The following is a 19,658-nucleotide window of genomic DNA, read 5'->3' on the forward strand; positions in this document are numbered from 1 at the left end:
GTCGAACCCCACCGCCTCCAGATGCCGCAGCAACCCATGCACCGCCGGACTATGCGCCCGCAACGGCCTCCGCACCGTCTCCCCGACCCGCACCACACCCTCCGACACGGTCCCGCCGGAGAGCGCCACTTCAAAGTCCACCGCCACAGCACCCAAACATAGAACCCCTAATACACCATCGACGCCCACTCACCCCTGGTAACACCGTTATAGATGTGGAGCCGAAGGACCCACCCCCTTACACTGTGTCCCGGCGTCCCGCCGGGCGCCGGGCGCCCGTAGCTCAGCTGGACAGAGCATCGGACTTCTAATCCGACGGTCGCGGGTTCGAATCCTGCCGGGCGCGCCCACCCCACCAGCAAGTACCGGCTCTGACCTGCAAGAACGCCTCTTGATCTTGCTGTCTCGGATGCAGCCGTGTGCCACCGAAAGCAGCCGCACGGCACCGTTCCCGGAATATACGCGGAATGACCTGACCCACGTTTCCGCAGGTCAGCACACAAGCGAAGAGAGGCCCCGGACGCTCCGGAGCCTCTCCGCCGACACTTGCTGGTCATGCCGCCAACGCGTCCTCTATGCGCTGGTTGGCGACGTCCCGCTGCCCATCTACGCACTTAGCGTAAACACGCAACATCACGTCGACCCCGTGCCCAGCGCGTTCAGCCGCTTCGGGCGCATGGACGCCAGCGTTCAGCCAGAGCGACACCGCCGCATGCCGGAGATCGTACGGCCGGGCAGCCAAGGGCGACTCGACCTGATCGGGAGTCAGCGCCAGGACGCGAGCCCGCTTCCAGACTTGCGCGTAGGCCGAGCCGGAGAAGGACGCGCCGCTACTGGTGACGAACAGCCGACCATCGTCAGCCGTGCCGAACGTGTCGACGTGTTCGCGGAGGATCGTCACCAGCTCTGGCGGGATCGGGACCGGGTGGACGATGTCGTCCTCCCGATGCTTGAGGCCGCGATCGTCGAAGGTCTCCCCCGAGTCGGTGTATCGCTTGTTGCTCTGAGGCCGGGTCTTCTTGAGTGTGATCAGGCCCCAGCCAGTTGCCGGAAGTTCGCAGTCCTGCCGCCGCAGGCCCGCCGCCTCAGCCGGACGAAGCCCAGCGAAGTACATGCAGGCGAACATCGCCCGCAGCCGAGGCCCTCGCGACCGGCCGACATAGGACACCGCCGTCAGCAGCTCCCGAGCCTGCGCCGGATTCACCACCACGCGCCGATCAACGGCACCGTTCTGCTTCGGCGGACGCCACTTCACCCGATCGAGAGGATTGGACGCCAAATCTCCCAGTTCGACCGCGTAGCCGAGCGCATGCTTGAACACCGCCCGCTTGCGCCGGAAGGTCGAGGCCGCCGCAGGTTGTCCGTCGAGCTGCAGCGCGAGGACCTCTAGAGCACTCCGCGCCAACCGCGGTTCGTCCAGGGCCGTGATCGGCATGGATGCCGTCTCCAGCCACCGCAACGCCCTGCCCAGATCGGGCGAGATGTCCGGACGACGTTCCTCCGCGACGAAGACGTACTGACGCAGCAGCACCCGCAGAAGCGACGCGTCTGGACGTCCCGGCGCGTCCTTGAGCAAGGCGAGCGTCACGGCCGTCATGGTGTCGGTGAGACCTTCACGCGATTTGGCCGCCGCATGTGGCCAACGCGCCTTTACATAGGCACGCGCGAACTCCAGCCACGACCGCGCGGATTCCGCCTTGAGCATGGACAGTGGGAGGCCCGTGTCCATGTCGAACGCCTCACCGTTCTTGGCCGCCTGTCGCAGGTCAGACAGGAAGCTCTTTGCCTGAGAGGACCGCTCGAACGTCCGGGACTTCTCACGGCCGCCGACCGTCCAACGCGCGGCCCAGCGCCGTCGTTAAGGCCGAGCAGGGCGAGCAGTCCGGTGGTGGGGACCAGGTAGCTGCGGCCCACGCGAGTCCGTTGGCGGGGCCCCGCCGCCGGACCCCACCACATATTGGCTGTATTTGATGGTGAAGCCGGCGAATGCAGGGTGGGGTCGGCCGCCACGGACCCGGGCGGGCATGCCGACCCTTTCAGGGCCCAGAGCTCGATTATGCCCGTGTCACGCGGCGGGCCTATGGCCGCGGCGAGAGCGGCAACGATGGGCAGGGCCAGAGCGGCACCTCATGTCGTGATCGTCTTGACTCCGTGGCTGAGCCTGGGGAGGGCCTTCCTGAGCGGAGGGTGGCCGATGTCGTGTTCGCGGACGGTGCGGCCCGCTCCACCGGCAGCCAAGGGAACACCGCAACATTAATTGCCATTCGACGAGGCCGGCCGCGGCTTTACCGTTGGTTCTGGCTCCGGTGACCACCGTACAGGCCACCTGGACCGCCGTGGCCGCCCCAAACCCACCCCATCCTGCTAGGGGTCGACGCGGTCAGTCCCACCGAGGCGTGGGCGGTGGCTGAATGGACACTGTCACCGCGCCGTACCGGCGCACGCTTCCGAATGACGCCCACGTGATGTCAGGGGCGCGGGGCCGAACGGGACTTGGTCGTGGCCTTCGTCTACCCGCGGCGCCCTTGGACGTCGCCACGATCGTGCTCTGGCTCCGCGTCCTCACAGAAAGGTTCACCGGTCACGATCTAGTCATGGCGACTGTGGCTGCATAGGCTCGCAGCGTGGACAGGCGCATCTTCGGGTTGGAGACCGAGTACGGCGCCACCTTCACCTTCCGCGGCCAGCAGCGGTTGTCTCCGGACGAGGTGGCGCGTTACCTGTTTCGGCGGGTCGTGTCGTGGGGCCGCAGCAGTAACGTGTTCCTGCGCAACGGGGCACGGCTGTATCTGGACGTGGGCAGCCACCCCGAGTACGCGACGCCCGAGTGCGACAGCGTCGTGGACCTGGTGACTCACGACAAGGCCGGTGAGCGGCTCCTGGAGGAACTGCAGGTCGAGGCCCAACGGCGACTTCGCGAGGAAGGCATCGCCGGCGACGTCTACCTGTTCAAGAACAACACCGACTCGGCCGACAACTCCTATGGCTGCCACGAGAACTACTGCGTCGAGCGCCAAGGCGAGTTCGGACGGCTCGCCGACATGCTGATCCCGTTCCTGGTCACCCGGCAGATCATCTGCGGTGCCGGGAAGGTGCTGCAGACGCCGCGAGGCGCGGTGTTCTGCATGTCCCAGCGTGCCGAGCACATCTGGGAGGGCGTGTCGTCAGCGACGACGCGGTCGCGTCCGATCATCAACACCCGCGACGAACCGCACGGCGACGCCGAACTGTACCGGCGGCTGCACGTCATCGTCGGCGACTCCAACATGAGCGAGACCACGATGCTGCTGAAGGTCGGAGCCACCGACCTGGTGCTGCGGATGATCGAGGCCGGGGTGGTGATGCGCGACCTCAGCCTGGAGAACCCGATCCGGGCGATCCGCGAGGTCAGCCACGACATGACCGGCACCCGCAAAGTGCGCCTGGCCAATGGCCGTGAAGCCAGTTCCCTGCAAATCCAGCGGGAGTACCTCGCCAAGGCCAAGGATCTCATCGACCGTCGCGGCGCCGACCCGGTCGTCACCCGGGTGCTGGAGTTGTGGGAGCGCACCCTGCGCGCGGTGGAGACCCAGGACCTCGACCTGGTCGCCCGCGAGGTGGACTGGGTGACCAAATACCAGCTCATCGAGCGCTACCGGCGCAAGCACGACCTGCCGCTCAGCTCACCGCGGGTCGCCCAGCTCGATCTGGCCTACCACGACATCCGCCGCGACCGCGGCCTGTACTACCTGCTGGAGCGCCGCGGTTCGGTGGAGCGCGTGTCCCGTGACCCCGACATCGTCGAGGCCAAGTCGGTGCCGCCGCAGACCACCCGTGCCCGGCTGCGCGGCGCGTTCATCAGCAAGGCGCAGGAGAAGCAACGCGATTACACCGTCGACTGGGTGCACCTGAAGCTCAACGACCAGGCGCAGCGCACCGTCCTGTGCAAGGACCCGTTCCGCTCGGTCGACGAACGGGTCGACAGGCTCATCGCCGGAATGTGACCAGGCCACCTTCCACAGCCGCCGCGCAAGACGAACTCTCCCGGCCGGCCGGCCGGGCCGCGAGACCGGGCTCGACCGGCCACTGGGTATCGGCCGCGACGGCCACCTGCGGATGCCGGTACACCGGGACGTCTGGTGCCCGGCAACGACCGCTCGCTGTTCGCCGACCGGACCTTCCGGCGGCTGATGCCGGCCTTCGCGTTGTCCGACCTGGGCGGCGGCATGAGCTTCGTCGCGTGGCTCGCACTCGCCTGGGGTCCGAGGGCGGTCAGGGCGCCCTGGTCGGCATCGCCGTCGCCGCCTACGTCCTGCCAGGCGCGCTAGCGCCGGCGCGGCGTGGTTCTCTTCCGGGCCCGAAAGGCGAGCTGACCTCCTTTCAGTAAGTCATCGCGAAGTGTCTCAGCGGACGGGCGCCGGAATGATCGGCAGGGTGATCGAGGACGGGTGTTCGGGGTCGTGATAAACGGTCTGCGACGCGGGCTGCGTGGTCGTGTCGGCGCCGAACTTCCCGCCCGTGTTCGGGTTCCGGTCGTACATCGGGAAATTGCTGCTGGAGATCTCCAGCCGGATGCGGTGGCCCGCCTTGAACAGGTTGCTGGTCGGCCACAGCTTGATCGTGTACTTGTAGACCTCCCCGGGGGTGATCAGCTCCGGCTTCTCCAGCGAGACCCGGTACCGGGCGCGCTGGATGCCGTCCCGGACCAGCATCGAGGTGCCGTCCGGGTGGACGTCGGTGAGCTTCGCCGTCCAGTCGGTGTCGCGCGCCGAGGACGACGCGTACAGCGTCACCGAGATCGGGCCGGTGACCTCGGTGTCCTTCTGCAGCGGCGGGGTGCTGTAGACCAGCACGTCCGGCCGCTGCTCGACGGGCCGCTGGTCCTGCGGGCCGCCGGGCACCGAGCTCTGGAAACGGCCGCCGACGCTCGGTACCGGGTTCGCCGGGTCGTACTGGTACCGGTCGGCCTTCTCGTCCGTCGCGGGCGCGGTGGTATCGAGCGTGCCGCCGCCGTTCGCCGTGTTCGCGTCACCCTTGCTGTGCAGGTAGTACGTGGTGTTGGCGGTGCCGGGGATCGGCCAGGAGTCAGCCGTGCGCCACTTGTTGGCGCCCATCACGAAGACCTTCACCGGCGGATCCTCGTCCACGCCGTTGTCGATCCCCTTCAGCCAGTGGTCGAACCAGCGGAGGTGCAGATCGCCCACCGCGACGACCGCCTCCGGACCGAAGTCGACGGCGCCCACCCTGCGGCCCGAGCCGCCGTGCGTCCACGGCCCGACGAGGAGCTGCGTGCCCTGCCGGGCGACCTCGGATCCGCCCTGGGCGCGCATCCCGGCGAAGTTCTCCACCGTCCCGTTGAGGAAGATGTCGGACCAGCCGCCGAAATTCAGCGACGGTACCTTGACCTGCGGATACTTCGTGCGGATGCTCCAGCGCTTCCAGTAGTCGTCGTCGCTCGGGTGGTCGATCCAGTCGAAGTAGTACGGCGCGATGCGGTCGTCCTCCGGGTACAGCGGCGGGAAGTTGTTCAGCGGCTGGTGCCTGTACCACTTGGCGTGCAGGTCCCGCGACGCCTGGGTCATCTCCGCCCGCAGCTTCGCGCCGTCCGGGAGCTTGCTGGTGACGCCGCCGGTGAGGAAGCTCAGCAGCCAGTCCTGGATGAACGACTGGTACAGCGCGCCGCCCTCGTAGGTCCATCCGTCGTAGATGTCGGAGGACGTGAACGCCGGGGCGATCGTGACCAGGTGCGGGGGCGTGAGGGTCGCGGGCAGCCACTGCGTGAGCCCCGGATAGGAGAACCCGTACATGCCGACCTTGCCGTTGGAGTGCGGCAGCTTGGCGGACCACTCGATGGTGTCGTAGCCGTCCTCGGCCTCGCTCCGGTACGGGTAGAAGGTGCCGTCCGACTTGTACTCGCCGCGGACGTCCTGCACCACGACGAGGTAGCACGCCTTGGCGTAACGGTCAGGGGGGCCGTAGACAAAGCTCAGGGCGCCCTCCTTGTTGTAGGGCAGCCGCATCAGGATGACGGGGAACTCGCCGTCCCCCTTCGGCGTGAACACGTTGCTGCGCAACACCGTCCCGTCCCGCATAGTGGCAGGGACGTCCTTCTGGACGCTGTATTCGCATTCCTCCGCCTTCGGCGGGGCGTCGGCCACCGCACCGGGCGCGGCGGCGACGCCACCCAGCAGCACCACGGCCGCCGCCACAAGGGACAGCCGCCAGCTGCGACTTCTTCTGTTCGCCCAGGTCGTCCGCCGTCTCGCGCGCATCGCCGCAACTCCTTCCTGGCCGGGGCGACGGGGCCGCCCGGCGACCGTTCGACGTCGTCGGGCGGAGCATCGCATGATCACGACGGTTGGTCAGGAGGGCGGTCAAGGGCTGTCGGTCGAACGGTCGATCGGTGCGGCGAACGGTCCGTTTGTGGCGAATTGCCGGAATCTATCGGACGCGCGAATTCGCTCCCTTCGTCGGTGCATCGCGCCGCACCTCTAAGAACAAGGACGGGGAGCCTGAGGCTCACGATCACCGAACGATGCCGCAACTTCCGCCTGCTCGCCCGTGGTCAGCAGCGTTGTGGCCGGCCGAGTTGACGTGCGGGATGCGTCATCGGCCCCCGAGCCGGCGGCACGTCGGACTCGGGGCGTTTCCTGCGGCCGGTATCTCGTCGGCGGACCCGGCTGGTGCCGGGCACCAGCCGACCCGCCTTCTGCACGTGCCGGGCGGTCTTCTCCGCCGCGCGATGGGCGACCTCGGGCAGCACGGAGGTGTAGGTGTCGGCGGTCAGCACGATGCTGGAATGACCCAGCATGTCCTGCACCTTCTTCAACTCCACCCCCGCCGCCAACGCCAGCGTCGCCGCCCCATGACGAAGATCATGCAACCGGATCGGCGGCAGCCCATGCTCGGCGACCAATCGATGGAACAGCCGGGTCAGCCGCTCCGGGGCCAGTGGATCACCGTTGAGGCCGGTGAACACATAGCCACTGTCACGGTCAGACCCGCAAGATCGGCATCTTGAGCACCGGTGTCTGCCGCGCCTGCGCCGCCCGCTTACGCCTGCGCCCCCCTGCGGCAACTGCGGCAAGACCCCGCCGACCGGCTACCGCGATGCGCCAGAAAGGCCCTTCAAACTCGTACACACCGAAATACCGACGACCATCCAAGATGGAACGGTCTCGTCAGTGGTGCTCGGGAACCTGTTGTTCAGTGGCCGATGTCGTGGTCGCCGACCTCGACCAGCCCGCTCTCGTACGCGAAGATCACGATCTGGGCGCGATCGCGCAGGCCGAGCTTGGAGAGGATGCCCGACACGTGCGACTTGACGGTCGCGGCGCCGATGTGGAGCTCCTTGGCGATCTCGGGGTTGCTGGATCCGCGCGCGATGGCGGCCATCACCTCGCGCTCCCGGTCGGTGAGGCGCTCCAGCCGGCGCGCGGTGGCGGCGTTGACGGTGCGGTGCTCGGCGAACCGGGTGACGAGGCGGCGGGTGATCACCGGCGCCAGCAGCGCGCCGCCGTCGGCCACGGTGCGGACGGCGCCGGCGAGCTGGTCGGCGGGGATGTCCTTGAGCACGAAGCCGCTGGCACCGGCGCGAAGGGCCCGGTAGACGTACTCGTCAGGGTCGAAGGTGGTCAGGATCAGGACCCGGACGTCCCAGTCGGACTCGGTCAGGATGCGGGACGTCGCTTCCAGGCCGTCCATGTCTGGCATCCGGATGTCCATGAGGATCACGTCCGGACGGTGCCGCCGCGCCGCCTCGATCGCCTCCAGCCCGGTACCGGCCTCGGCGAGGACCTCGATGTCGTCGTGCACCCGCAGGATCATGGCGAAGCCCCCGCGGACCAGTGCCTGATCGTCGACCACAAGGACGCGGATGCTCACGCGGCTCCTTCCACGCCTGGCGTTTCGCGCCCGCGAGACCCTACGGCCCGTCGTCCGCTCACGTCGGCCGGCCCTCGGTGGGCAGATGCGCGACGACCCGGAACCCGCCGCCAAGGCGCGGCCGGGCGTCGACGGTCCCGCCCAACAGTAGCGCCCGCTCCCGCATCCCCACGAGGCCGTGACCTCCCGTACCGGCTCGCACGGCGCCCGGTCCGGCCATGACGGCGGTGCCGTGGCCGTCGTCCAGCACCTCGATGACGATCTCGCTCTCGCCGGCGCCGAGCCGCACCTCGGTGCGGGCGCCGGGGCCGGCGTGCTTCAGCACGTTGGTGAGCGCCTCCTGGACGATGCGGTAGGCGAACAGATCCACGCGGGCGGGCAGTCCGTCCGGCACCCCGTCCGCCACCAGCGCGACCTCCACGCCGGCCGCGCGGATCTGCGCGAGGAGCCGGGGGAGATCCGCGAGGCCCGGCTGGGGGCCGAGACCGTCGAGGTCGGTTTCGGGGCGGAGGACGCCGAGCAGGTGGCGCAGCTCGTCCAGCGCCTGACGCCCGGCCTGCTCCACCGCTCCCATCGCCTGCAGGGCGCCGTCGAGATCCTGCGCGGCCACGGCCTTGGCCGCGCCCGCCTGGATCGTCATGAGGCTCACCCGATGGGCGACCACGTCGTGCAGTTCGCGGGCGATGCGGGTGCGCTCCTCGGCCAGGATCCGGCGGGACTCGGCGGTCTGCTCGCGCAGCAACTGGGCCGCGCGCTCCCCGCGCAGCCGGAGGCGGCGCCCGACGTACCACGACCCGAACATGAAGAGGCTGCCGACGATGACCACCTCCAACCAGGGGGCCGCATCGTCGCGGCCGTCGATGCCGAGCAGGATGATGGCCACGGTGATGCCCACCGGGACGTACCGGTTCACGGCGCCATGACGGCCCACGCTGTAGAGGGCGATGAGCACCGTGAATCCGCCCTGCTCCCCGCCGCCGACGATCGTCACGGCCCAGACGGCCAGCGCGACGCCGAGCACGATCAAGGGCCCCCGCCTGCGCCAGTAGAGCGCCGCGGCGCCCGCGGCCGACACCGGCAGGACGAGGAGCGAGACCTCGCCGAGGGGACGGATGAGCAGCGAGTCGCCGGGGCCGTCCTTCAGGAACACCGTGAGGAGGAAGGCGGCGAACGCCAGGACGGCGTCCGCTGCGCGGGGCCAGCGGGTGAAGGGGTTCACGCCTCTCCCTCTGACGTGCTCGCTCGGCGCGCGGGACAGCGCGCCCGGACGGCTCACCGTCGCTCCCCGGTGATCCATGCGGTGGGCCGTCGCGGCTGGTGGGCTGGCACGGGTTCACCGTAGGCGAGGTCCGGGACGCGGTCATCCGCCCGCAGTCGGAGGCGGGTCTCCGCCGCACGGCGGGCGGGCAGGCGGCGCGCCGCCCGCCCAGCGTGGGACGGCGGAACCGCCTGTGGGCGGGCGACCTCGCAGGCTCCGGCGAGGACCGTGGAACGCGGCGCCGCTCCCGGCGCCCCGCCGCCCGGAACAGGAGCATCGGTCATGCATCGCCTCGTCCGCAGCATCGGCGCCGTCAGCGCCCGCAGGCCATGGATCGTCATCGGAGCGTGGTTGATCGCCGCCGCCCTCGTCGTGGGGCTCGCGGGCACCGCCGGCGGCTCGTTCGCCGACGACTTCGCCGCCCCCGGAAGCCAGAGCGAGAAGGCGATGGAGCTGCTGGACGAGCGCTTCCCCGAAGCGTCCGGCGGCAGCGCCAAAGCGGTGTTCGCCGCCCCGGAAGGGCAGCGGTTGGAGCGCTACCGGCCCGCGGTCGAGGCCGCGGTCGCGCGGATCGCCGCCGTGAAGCACGTGACCGGGGTGACCGATCCGTTCACCGCGGGCACGGTGTCGCGTGACGGGCGCATCGGCTTCGCCGAGATCGCCTTCGACCGGCCGGACACCGAGCTGGGCGCGGAGCCGATCGCCGAGGTCGCCGGCGTGCTCGAACCCGCCCGGGCGGCGGGCGTCAGGGCCGAGCTCGGTGGCGACGCGGCCTTCGTCAACGCCGAGCCGGTGACGTCGGCGACCGACGCCGCCGGGCTGGTGGCCGCGCTGGTCGTCCTGCTCGTCGCGTTCGGGACGGTCGTGGCCGCGCTCGTGCCGATCACGCTCGCCCTGGTGACGGTCGCCACGGGCCTGGGCGGCATCGCGCTGCTGGCCGCGACGATGGACGTCTCCGGCGCCGCGCCGACCATCGGCGCGGTGATCGGCCTCGGCGTCGGCATCGACTACGCCCTGTTCATCACGGCCCGCTATCGCGAGAACCGCGCCGCCGGGCAGGACGGCTCCACCGCGCTGGCGGACGCCATGGGATCGGCGGGCTCCGCCGTCCTCTTCGCCGGCGGCACCGTCATCGTGGCGATGGGCGCGCTCCTGCTGACCGGCCTGGGCTTCCTGATCTCGGTGGGCATCAGCGTCTCGATCGTCGTGCTGTTCGCCGTGGGCACCGCCCTCACGCTGCTGCCGGCCCTGCTGTCGGTGCTCGGCGACCGCATCGACCGGGGACGGCTGACGCGCCGCCGGCGTCCCGTCAAGCAGGCCGCGGACACGGCCTGGTGGCGCCACGCCCACCGTGTCTCCGGCCGGCCGTGGCCGTACCTGATCGCGGCATCGGCGGTGCTGCTCCTGCTGGCCGCCCCGGCCCTGTCGATGCGAACGGGCTTCCCGGACGCGGGCGACGACTCGCCGAGCACCACGCATCGCCGCGCCTACGACCTGCTGTCCGAGGGCTTCGGCCCGGGCTTCAACGCGCCGCTGCTGCTCGTCGCCGACCTGCGCGCCCCCGGTGTGGACGCCCGGGGCGTCCCCGCGCTGTCGGAGCGCCTCGCCGCCGACCCCGGCATCGCCACGGTCGGAACTCCGCGGACCTCCCCCGGCGGCGACACGGTCGTGCTGCCCGCCATCCCCACGACCGCGCCCGCCGACACCGAGACCTCCCAGACCCTCGAACGCGTGCGCGGCCTCGTCCCCGCCAACGTCTCGGTGTCGGGCCTGACGGCCATGACCGACGACCTCACCCGGCAGCTTGACGCCACCCTGCCGATCTTCGTCGCGGCGATCCTGGTGGTCTCGTTCCTGCTGCTCATGCTGGTGTTCCGGTCCATCGCGGTGCCGCTGAAGGCCGTCGTGATGAACCTGCTGTCGATCGGCGCCGCGTACGGCGTCGTGGTCGCGGTGTTCCAGTGGGGATGGCTGGCGGACCTGTTCGGCCTCGAAGGGACGTACCTGATCGCCTCCCCGCTGCCCACGATCTTCTTCGCGATCCTGTTCGGCCTGTCCATGGACTACGAGGTGTTCCTGCTCTCCCGCATCCGCGAGGAGTACGACGCAACGGGCGACAACGCCGAGTCTGTCGCCCGCGGCATGGCGAGCAGCGGCCGCGTGATCACCTCCGCCGCATTGATCATGACGGCGGTGTTCCTCAGCCTCGTCCTCAACGCCTCGCCGCTGGCGAAGATGCTGGGCCTCGGGCTGACCACGGCGATCGTGCTCGACGCGACGCTGGTGCGGATGGTGCTGGTGCCGGCGGCCATGGCGCTGATGGGCCGCGCGAACTGGTGGCTGCCGCGCCGGCTCGACCGCCGGCTGCCCCACCTGAACGTCGAGCACGCCGGCGATGCCCGACACACGCCCCGGCCGGCATCCCGCACCGAGGCCCCCACCAAACGCTGAAAGCTACCGTGTGCGCTTCGCAGCCCGCACGCTTCGCCTCGCCGCGGCCCGCGGAAGGCGATGAGGTGGTAGAGCGCGTGCAGCCGGTGCCGGGCGGCACGGTCGAGGAAGATCCCCGTCCGCTCGGGCGTCCACACCATGACCGGGGAGGGACGCTGGGTGCTGACGTAGGCGTCCATCTGGCCCTTCGGGCTGCGTGCTCTTGGTTTGGATAAACGCCTCTCGTCGGCCGTGGCTGGTCCGCGGCGGTGTCACCTTGTCCCCTGGCCTGACCGTTGTCCCCTGGCCTGGCGCTCGGTGTGGGCGGAGCGCGCTGCGGGCCAGCCCGGCGACGGTGTGGTCTCCTGCGCCAAGCCGGTGAGCACGGCCTGGACGAGGCGTTCGGTGTGCAGGTCGGCGGCCTCGGGGCCGTCGAGGGTGATGAGTCCGTCGGCGAGCAGGGTGGCGAGGCCGTGGACGGCGGCCCAGACGGCGAACTCGGCGCCGGGGCGGGCTTGGACGCTCAGGTCGCCGATCTCGACGAGCCGGTCCAGTTCGGTATCGAGCACATCGTGCGGGTGCGGCGAGATCGCGGCGTCGCGGTCGCGGGCGCCGGAGCCGAAGGCCAGGCGGGCGACCGCGGGATCCTCCAGCGTCCAGCGAACGTAGGCGCGTCCTGCCGCCACGAGTCCCTTCCGGACATCGGCGCCCGGTGCGGCGGCTTGGGCGGCGGCGTCGGCCATCTGCTCTCCGAGCCGGGACAGGACGCGCACGGACAGGGCACGGACCAGCGCGTCGCGGGAGGAGAAGTGGTGGTAGGCGGCGCTCGGGCTGACCCCGACCCGGGCCGAGGCCTCACGCAGCGACCAGTTCGTGTCGCCGTGCTCGTGGACGAGTTCCTCGGCGGCGTCCAGCAGCGCGCCGCGCAGGTCCCCGTGGTGATAGCGCCTCTTGCCCATGAGCATCGATCTTAACAGTGCTCAGATTAGTGGTACGGTCAGAACTGGATCTAAACACTGCTCAGATTGGAGTGGCTCATGTGTCCCACCGACCCCGCATCGAACGTCGTGCCTGAACAAGCGGCCGGCCCGGACGCCGGCGGCGCGCCGGATGTCAGCGGCGCGCCTGCGCCGGTCGTGAGCGGTGAGCCGGTCCAGGTTTCCGACGGCGTCTACGTGATCCCGGACCGGCGGGTGGAGCTCGTCCCGAACGTCGGCGTTGTCGTCGGCGAGAGGGCCGCGCTGGTCGTCGACACCGGCATGGGGCCGCGCAACGGCGCGCACGTCCTGCGGCAGGCGCGCCGCCTCGCCGGCGGGAGGCGCCTGTACCTGACCGTCACGCACTTCCACCCCGAGCACGGCTTCGGCGCACAGGCCTTCAAGGGCGCCGCGACCATCGTCTACAACCGGGGACAACGCGACGAGCTGCACCGCAAGGGCGCCGCCTACCTTGAGATGTTCCGGGGCCTGGGCCCGGCCATCGCGGCCGAGCTCGAAGACGTCGAGTTCGTCGACCCTGACCTGGTCTACGACGGTCAGGCCGAGATCGACCTCGGCGGTCACACGGCCGTGCTGCGCCCCGTCGGCCCCGCCCACACCGCCGCCGACCAGGTCGTGCTCGTCGACGACCGGGTGCTGTTCGGCGGTGACCTGCTCGAGACCCGCATCTTCCCGATCACGCCGTACTTCCCGCCGCACGACACCGACGTCGACCCGCATCGCTGGATCGGCGTGCTCGACCAGCTCGGCGCCCTGGCCCCCGAGGTCGTCGTCCCCGGGCACGGCGAGGTGACCGACGCCTCGCTGATCGGTGACGTCCGCGACTACCTGACCTACGTCCGCGACGAAATCGGGCGCCTGCGGGCTACCGGAGTCTCCGCCGACGATGCGGCCACGGCCATCGACACCGATGCCCGCGCCCGATGGAGCACCTGGGAACGGCCCGAATGGATCAGCTCCGCCGCACGGGCCTTCTACGCCGCCGCCCCCACCGGCTGAGTGCCGCATCATGAACACGCAAAGAGATGGCGCTCGCCCGGGAACCCCCGAATCCGATGGCCGGCGAGAGCGCGGCATCTCCGTCTACGCCGAGATCCTCAACGTACCCGAGCCAGACGTGCTCGCCGCCTTCTCCGCGCGGGTCGGGCTGCCGTTCGCCGAGGAGCAGCTGCAGGCGGCCGGCGGAGCCGCCTGGGCACACCCCGCCCTCACCGGACGCGACCGCGACATCGCCGTCATCACCGCCCTGACCGCCCAGGGCGTATCCGGCGACCGGCTGGCCACCCACCTGCGACAGGCCCGCCAGCACGGGCTCGGCGAGGACGCGCTCACCGCCCTGATGACGCTCCTGGCCGGCTACCTCGGATACCCCCGCGCCTCCCTCGCGATGGAAGCCGTCCACGACCTGTTCGACACGGACCCGCCGGATGCCACAGCGCACCCGCCGCCACCTGCTCCCCCAACCCCAAATCAATAGCGTGAGCCGGATGGCCCGGTCCTTTAGCCGGCGGGCCGGGGCTCGTCGCGCGTTCTTGCGGACGTGCCGGGTGATCTTCGAATTCTGGCGGGCGCGCCGAGGTCACGTTCCGGCTCGCGCAAGGCCTGCGAGATCGTCGCATCGCTAACGGGGCGCCATCCGCAGGGCCCCGTCCAGCCGCAGCGTCTCGCCGTTGAGGTAGCCATTCCGCAGGATCTCCAGCGCCAGCGACGCGAACTCGTCACCATGCCCGAGGCGCGACGGTTGCGGGACACTGGCGTGCAACGCGGCCCGCACGTCGTCGCGCATCCGGGACAGAAGGCGAGTGTCCATGATCCCCGGGGCGATCGTGCAGACCCGGATGGACCGGCTCGCCAGATCGCGCGCAGCGGTGATCGTCATGCCGACGACGCCGGCCTTCCCCGCCGTATAGGCGATCTGCCCTATCTGCCCCTCGTAGGCGGCGACCGACGCGGTCAGGACGATCGCGCCGCGCTCGCCATCCTCCTCGTCCCGCCGCGCGATGCGGGCCGCGCCCAGCCGCAGCGCGTTGAACGAGCCGAACAGGTTGAGGCGCACGGTCCACTCGAAGTCCTCCAGCGACCCGGGCTCACCGGCGCGGTCCAGCAGCCGGATCTTGCGGGCGGCGCCGGCGCAGTGCACGAGTCCCCGCAGGCCGCCGCGATCCTCGGCGACGTCCAGTGCGGCGGCGAACTGCTCGGCGTCGGTGACGTCCGCGGCAACGAACCGGACCGCGTCGCCCAGATCCGCTGCCACGGCCTCGCCACCCGAATCCGGCAGATCGATGATCGTCACCATGGCGCCCGCCGCCACCAGCGACCGTGCCGTGGCCAGCCCGAGGCCGCGGGCCCCTCCGGTGACGGCGGTGGAAACGCCTTCCAAACGCATGCGATGCCCTGCCTTCCATGATCGTTAACGGTGGCCGATTGTCGCCAGGAGGCCTATGGGGCTTCGGGTCGGGCGGGACGCCAGAAGGCGGCCAGGAGGAGGGCCGCGCCGAGGCCGCCGGCCAGAGCGGTGATGGTCAGGCCCGTCCAGCCGGACAGGTCATCGGAGACCCCGAGGACGCCGTCGAGGGACGCGCCGGCGCCCCCCAGCGCGCCGAGTGCGCACGCCACCATGATGATCATGAGGACGTACTCGTAGCCCTGGCCGGGACGGAAGATGAAGAAGCCGTTGCGCAGGTGGGCGGTGATGAATGCGACCACCATGGTGCCGACCGCGCCGGCGGCGGCCAGCGGGGTGAGCAGGCCGAGCAGCAGCAGGAGGCCCGCGCCGAGTTCGGTGCCGGTCGCCATCAGCGCGTGCGGCCTGCCGGGCCGCAGGCCCATCGATTCGAACCAGCCCGCCGTGCCCTCGATCCTCCCGCCGCCGAAAGCGTGGTTCCAGCCGTGCGCGATCAGCGTCCCGCCCACGGAAACCCGCAGGACGAAAGACGCGATATCGATGCCCGCCACATCAACAGCCATTCACAGCCCCTTATCCGGTCGTCCTTCGCTTAGGTGTTCTGCGGCGACGTCCTCATCGCGCCACCCGGGTTCACACCGCCATGAGGCGCCGGAACCGGCTGCCGTGGAAGACCAGCGGCGGCCTACCGGGCTCCGACCGCAGCCGGTGGATCTTCAGGAGCGCGATCGAGTGGTCGCCCGCGGGATGTTCCGCGTACAGCGAGCAGTCCAGCCAGGCGCTGGCGCCGGGAAGGAACACTCCTCCCTCGGGTCCCGCTTCCCAGTGCACGTCACCGAAGCGATCGCCCCCTTTGCTCGCGAGCCGCAGGCACGCTTCTTCGTGGTCCTCGGCCAGGATGCTCAAACCGAGCCTCGGCAGGCCGCGTAGCCGCGGCCAGGTCGCGGACGTGTCCTGCATGCACACGGACACGAGCGGCGGCCGCAACGAGACCGAGGTGAACGAACTCGCGACCATGCCGACGGGTTCGCCCCCGGCCAGGGCGCAGACCGCGGCCACCCCGGACGGAAAGCAGCCGAAGGCCTGTTTCAGCACCTGGTCGTCGGCGCCCACCGGCTCCATCGCCATCATCTGAACACTCCTCGCTCGTAGGTCACGACCGCGCCGCCAGGCCGCGGCGGAACGCCCGTCACCGGGCGGGTCGGGGTGGCGGCGTGGCGCCACGGTCATTTGGGAACACGGGCGATCTCGCCGTTCCAGAGGTCGAGCAGCGCCCGTCTCCGTTCGGGACGGTCGAGGCCTCGCAGGTCCGCGATCCCCCGGTCGGTGACGACGACGTCGATGTCGTGGGAACCGGTCGTCACGGGCCGCGAGAGCCGCTCCACCAGCGTCGAACGGCCGCGGTGCGCCGACGCGGTCGCGATCACCGACAGGCCGCGGCCGCACACCCCGGCGGCGGCGAAGTCGGGGTGGCCCCCGATCATGCCGGCGGCCGCGGTGCCCACCCCCTCGACGTTCACCTGTCCTTCCACGTCGATCTCCAGCGCCGAGTTGAGCGCGATCAACGGTGGAAGGTCCGGTGACGACAGCCGGGTCATGTCGTGGGTCACCTCGACCGGATGCAGGATCGGCCGCCCGTCCGCCCAGTCGTGGAGCCGGTGCGTGCCGCTCAGGTAAGCGGCGATGGGCTCGTCCAACAGCAGCCCCTTCGCATCGAGATCCACCACCGGATCCGGCAGCAGGCCGGAGTCGATCCGGACGGGTACCGCGAGCGCCGACACCATCGCCTGGGCGAGCCGCCCCGGGCCGACCTGCACGCGTGCGCCCTCCGGCACGAGCCGGGCGATCAGTCCGGCGATCGCCATGTCCGCGTCGGTCGGGGCGGGGGCGGTGACCTCGCCCGGTCCGTCCCGGGTCTCACCGATGATGGTGACCATCACGTCCGGCAGCGGCGGCCCGGCGTCCGCGCAGGGGGAACCGGACGACACGACCGCGGCCACCGGGACACCGGCGTCCACCAGGCCGCGCAGCCACCCGACCTCGGCGCCGAAGCGCAGGCCGTCCGGACACTGGACGACGGCCGCGACCAGCAGGTCCGGCCGAAGCGTGCCGCGCAGGAGCGCGGGCACGGCCGACAGCCGGGCGGGGACGGCGTGGGCGCGGCCCGCCTCCACCATCGCGCGGGTGCCGGCGCCTCCCATGAGGACGCGCACGTCGGCGAACGCGCCCGGGTCCAGCTCTGGGGCGGGCAACGGCATCCAGCCGAGAACCAGCCGCACCCCCCGGCCCGCCGCGGCACGGCTCAGCGGACCGTGCAGGATGCGCGGAGTCCCCGGGCCGTCCGCGAGCGCGACGCGCGTCCCGGGCTTCACGAGGCGGGCCAGTTCGTCATCGAGACCGGCCATCACCGTTCCCGCTCGCCGGCCACCGCGGAGAGCCCGGCCAGTTCCAGCACACGCTCCAGATGGTCCTGGGGGTGCCGCAGCAGCATGCGGCTGACGGTGGCGCGCTTCAGGAAGAGGTGCGCGGGATGCTCCCATGTCATCCCGATCCCGCCGTGCACCTGGATGTTCTCGCCCGCCGCGAGCAGAGCGGCCTCCGAGCAGGTGACCCCGGCGACGGCGGCGGCCTCGCCCAGCTCGTCGTCCGGGCGCCGGTCGGCGACGTACGCGGCGTGGAGCGCGGCCGACCGGGCGGCCTCGACCTCCAGCAGGACGTCGGCCAGCTTGTGCTTGACGGCCTGGAACGAGCCGATGGGACGGCCGAACTGGGTGCGTCGGCACGCGTACTCGACCGCCATCTCCAGACAGCGCTCGGCGACGCCGACCTGCTCCGCCGCGAGGAGGACCACCGCGGTGTCGAGGATCGACGCGACCGGGGCCGCACCGTCGCGGCCGAGCAGGACGGCGGGGGCCGCGTCGAAAGTCACGTGCGCGACACGGCGGGTGGGGTCGACGGTCTCGGTCGCCTCGACCTTGACCCTCACGTCCTGGGACTCCACGAGGAACAGCGAGGTGCCGGACGGTGTTCTCGCGCTCACGACGAACAGGTCCGCGGTGGTCCCGTCGAGCACCCAGTTCTTCGTACCGGTGATCCGCCAGGCGTCCCGGCCGGCCGCGGCCCGGGTGCGCGGCTGCGCGTCCCAGCCGCGGCCCGGCTCGCGCAGCGCCAGCGTCCCGGTCCGCCGGCCGGCCGCCAACTGCGCGACGCCCGCACAGGGCCGTGTTCGCAGCAGCGCCTGAATCGCCAGGCTGGTCGAGAGAAGCGGCGCGCGGAGCAGGCTGCGGCCCGCCTCCCCGAGAACGATACCGAGCTCGACCACGCCGGCACCGGTGCCGCCGTTCGCCTCGGGCACGGCCAGCGCCGGCAGCTCAAGCTCGTCGCAGAGCCGGCTCCACGTGCGCGGCGACCAGCCGCGGTCCGTCTCCAGGTCGTGCCCGGCCAAGCTCTCGGCGTCGGTGAGGACGGCACGCACGCTCGCGCGGAGGTCCTCGTGTTCAGGGTCGTATCCGAACCGCATCGTGGTCTCGCTCTCGAAGGTCCCGTCAGGTGATGGTCCGCCCGGCCGGACGATCGCCCGGATCCGGCTCAGCCGGCCGGCCGCGGCTCCCGGGGAAGGCCGAGGGAGCGTTCGGCCAGGATGTTCCGCTGGATCTCCGAGGTCCCCGCGTAGATCGTCCCGGCCCGCGCGTTGAGGGAGACGCTCCACCAGCTCCGTGACGACGACGGGTCCGCACCGGGGTCGTCGGTTCGCAGCGGGCGCGAGGAGTCCTTCCCCGCCGGTGCCAGGCCGTCGAGGCCCTGGACGTCCAGGGCCAGGTCGGTGACCTCGCGGTGGTACTCGCTCCAGTACAGCTTCGAGACCGAGGACGCGGGCCCCAGCTCGGCGCCCGCCAGCACGTCCGACAGGATGCGAAGGCCCAGGGAGCGCATCACCTCGACGCGGACGCGGGCGCGGCCGAGCCGCTGCCGGATCACCGGGTCGCGGTCCCGGCCCGTGCGGCGGGCGAGTTCGAACAGCCGGTCCAGCTCCGCCCGGAAGAGGATCGGGTTGGTCGCGGCCTCCTCGCCCCGCTCGAACGTGAGCAGCGTCGAGGCGACCTTCCAGCCGTCGCCCGCCCTGCCGACGATCATGTCGGCCGGGGTGCGGGCGCCGTCGAAGAACACCTCGCAGAAGTCGGTGCCCCCGGTGGCGTGCCGGATCGGACGGACCTCGATCCCCGGCTGGTCCAGCGGAATCAACAGGAAGGACAGGCCGGCGTGCTTGCCCGCGGCCGCGTCGGTGCGGGCCAGCACGAAGATCCCGGTGGCCGTGTGCGCTCCCGACGTCCAGAGCTTCTGGCCGTCGACCACCCACTCCTCCGCTTCCAGGCGGGCCCGCGTGCTCACCGACGCCAGGTCGGACCCGGCACCGGGCTCCGAGAAGCCCTGGCACCAGCGCTGCTCACCGGACAGCAGCGCGGGCAGGATCGAGCGCTTCTGCTTCTCCGTGCCGAACCGCAGGAGCGTGCTGCCGAGCATCTTCACGCCCGTCGAGTCCGCGGGCTGTTCCCCGAACGGGAGACCCGCCTTGGTCAGCTCCTCGACCAGGACCACCTGGTGCAACATGGTCAGGCCGCGTCCTCCGTACTCGGCGGGCCACGCGACCCCGAGCAGCCCGCGGCGGTACATCGTCCGCCGCCATTCGCGGACGAACCTCCGGGTC

At 71.0% G+C, this 19,658-nt stretch carries 17 protein-coding genes and 1 tRNA gene; 6 read left to right on the forward strand and 12 right to left on the reverse strand.

Going from position 1 to position 19,658, the window contains the following annotated elements; translation table 11 throughout:
- Nucleotides 1–272: 272 nt before the first annotated feature.
- Nucleotides 273–346 (forward strand) — tRNA-Arg (locus tag E1264_RS24175).
- Nucleotides 347–553: 207 nt separating this feature from the next.
- Here E1264_RS24175 and E1264_RS24180 read toward each other — a convergent pair.
- Nucleotides 554–1,729, reverse strand: a complete 1,176-nt coding sequence (locus tag E1264_RS24180) for a tyrosine-type recombinase/integrase (protein WP_243711136.1) — start codon at nucleotides 1,727–1,729, stop codon at nucleotides 554–556.
- Nucleotides 1,730–2,624: 895 nt separating this feature from the next.
- Here E1264_RS24180 and pafA point away from each other — a divergent pair.
- The gene (gene pafA, locus E1264_RS24185; protein WP_132177286.1) at nucleotides 2,625–3,983 is read left to right on the forward strand and encodes a Pup--protein ligase; all 1,359 of its coding nucleotides are present in this window, start codon (nucleotides 2,625–2,627) and stop codon (nucleotides 3,981–3,983) included.
- Between the two features lie 135 nt (nucleotides 3,984–4,118).
- Complete coding sequence (locus E1264_RS24190) at nucleotides 4,119–4,307, forward strand: hypothetical protein (RefSeq protein ID WP_207936123.1); 189 nt, start codon at nucleotides 4,119–4,121, stop codon at nucleotides 4,305–4,307.
- A gap of 75 nt (nucleotides 4,308–4,382) precedes the next feature.
- Here the strand turns inward: E1264_RS24190 and E1264_RS24195 are convergent, their stop codons facing one another.
- From E1264_RS24195 to E1264_RS24210, 4 genes are all read right to left on the reverse strand, one after another.
- Nucleotides 4,383–6,251, reverse strand: coding sequence for a CocE/NonD family hydrolase (locus E1264_RS24195; protein ID WP_132177288.1), 1,869 nt, complete (start codon nucleotides 6,249–6,251; stop codon nucleotides 4,383–4,385).
- 293 nt (nucleotides 6,252–6,544) lie between these two features.
- Nucleotides 6,545–7,066: a tyrosine-type recombinase/integrase gene (locus E1264_RS24200; protein WP_132177290.1), complete on the reverse strand. Its 522-nt coding sequence runs from the start codon at nucleotides 7,064–7,066 to the stop codon at nucleotides 6,545–6,547.
- Nucleotides 7,067–7,185: 119 nt separating this feature from the next.
- On the reverse strand, nucleotides 7,186–7,863 hold the full coding sequence (locus E1264_RS24205) for a response regulator transcription factor (RefSeq protein WP_132177292.1): 678 nt from the start codon (nucleotides 7,861–7,863) through the stop codon (nucleotides 7,186–7,188).
- Nucleotides 7,864–7,921: 58 nt separating this feature from the next.
- On the reverse strand, nucleotides 7,922–9,082 hold the full coding sequence (locus E1264_RS24210) for a sensor histidine kinase (protein WP_207936124.1): 1,161 nt from the start codon (nucleotides 9,080–9,082) through the stop codon (nucleotides 7,922–7,924).
- Nucleotides 9,083–9,403: 321 nt separating this feature from the next.
- Here E1264_RS24210 and E1264_RS24215 point away from each other — a divergent pair, with 321 nt between their 5' ends.
- A complete protein-coding gene (locus E1264_RS24215; RefSeq protein ID WP_132177296.1) occupies nucleotides 9,404–11,572 on the forward strand; it encodes an MMPL family transporter in 2,169 nt (722 codons plus the stop codon).
- A 251-nt stretch (nucleotides 11,573–11,823) separates the two neighbouring features.
- Here E1264_RS24215 and E1264_RS24225 read toward each other — a convergent pair whose 3' ends face one another.
- A complete protein-coding gene (locus E1264_RS24225) occupies nucleotides 11,824–12,510 on the reverse strand; it encodes a TetR/AcrR family transcriptional regulator (RefSeq protein WP_132177298.1) in 687 nt (228 codons plus the stop codon).
- Between the two features lie 108 nt (nucleotides 12,511–12,618).
- On the opposite strand from E1264_RS24225, the gene E1264_RS24230 reads away from it, so the two are divergent.
- Together E1264_RS24230 and E1264_RS24235 are read left to right on the forward strand one after the other, a co-directional pair.
- Nucleotides 12,619–13,548, forward strand: a complete 930-nt coding sequence (locus E1264_RS24230; RefSeq protein ID WP_207936125.1) for an MBL fold metallo-hydrolase — start codon at nucleotides 12,619–12,621, stop codon at nucleotides 13,546–13,548.
- Between the two features lie 10 nt (nucleotides 13,549–13,558).
- Nucleotides 13,559–14,026, forward strand: a complete 468-nt coding sequence (locus tag E1264_RS24235; RefSeq protein WP_165964344.1) for a carboxymuconolactone decarboxylase family protein — start codon at nucleotides 13,559–13,561, stop codon at nucleotides 14,024–14,026.
- Between the two features lie 144 nt (nucleotides 14,027–14,170).
- Here the strand turns inward: E1264_RS24235 and E1264_RS24240 are convergent, their stop codons facing one another.
- The 6 genes from E1264_RS24240 to E1264_RS24265 all read right to left on the reverse strand — a co-directional run.
- Complete coding sequence (locus tag E1264_RS24240) at nucleotides 14,171–14,935, reverse strand: SDR family NAD(P)-dependent oxidoreductase (RefSeq protein ID WP_132177304.1); 765 nt, start codon at nucleotides 14,933–14,935, stop codon at nucleotides 14,171–14,173.
- 53 nt (nucleotides 14,936–14,988) lie between these two features.
- Nucleotides 14,989–15,516 carry a DoxX family protein gene (locus E1264_RS24245; protein WP_207936126.1) on the reverse strand — a complete coding sequence of 176 codons (528 nt, stop codon included), beginning with the start codon at nucleotides 15,514–15,516 and terminating at the stop codon, nucleotides 14,989–14,991.
- A gap of 70 nt (nucleotides 15,517–15,586) precedes the next feature.
- The gene (locus E1264_RS24250; protein ID WP_132177306.1) at nucleotides 15,587–16,084 is read right to left on the reverse strand and encodes a flavin reductase family protein; all 498 of its coding nucleotides are present in this window, start codon (nucleotides 16,082–16,084) and stop codon (nucleotides 15,587–15,589) included.
- Between the two features lie 95 nt (nucleotides 16,085–16,179).
- Entirely contained in the window at nucleotides 16,180–17,358 is a 1,179-nt protein-coding gene (locus E1264_RS24255) for an acetyl-CoA hydrolase/transferase C-terminal domain-containing protein (protein ID WP_132177308.1), read from the reverse strand.
- The gene (locus E1264_RS24260; protein WP_132177310.1) at nucleotides 17,358–18,473 is read right to left on the reverse strand and encodes an acyl-CoA dehydrogenase family protein; all 1,116 of its coding nucleotides are present in this window, start codon (nucleotides 18,471–18,473) and stop codon (nucleotides 17,358–17,360) included. Before E1264_RS24260 ends, E1264_RS24255 begins: the two co-directional genes overlap by 1 nt.
- A 68-nt stretch (nucleotides 18,474–18,541) precedes the next feature.
- The coding region (locus tag E1264_RS24265) for an acyl-CoA dehydrogenase family protein (RefSeq protein ID WP_132177312.1) at nucleotides 18,542–19,658 on the reverse strand (1,117 nt) is incomplete at its 5' end.

This window comes from Actinomadura sp. KC216 (assembly GCF_004348535.1).
In the GTDB taxonomy this organism is placed as follows: Bacteria; Actinomycetota; Actinomycetes; order Streptosporangiales; family Streptosporangiaceae; genus Spirillospora.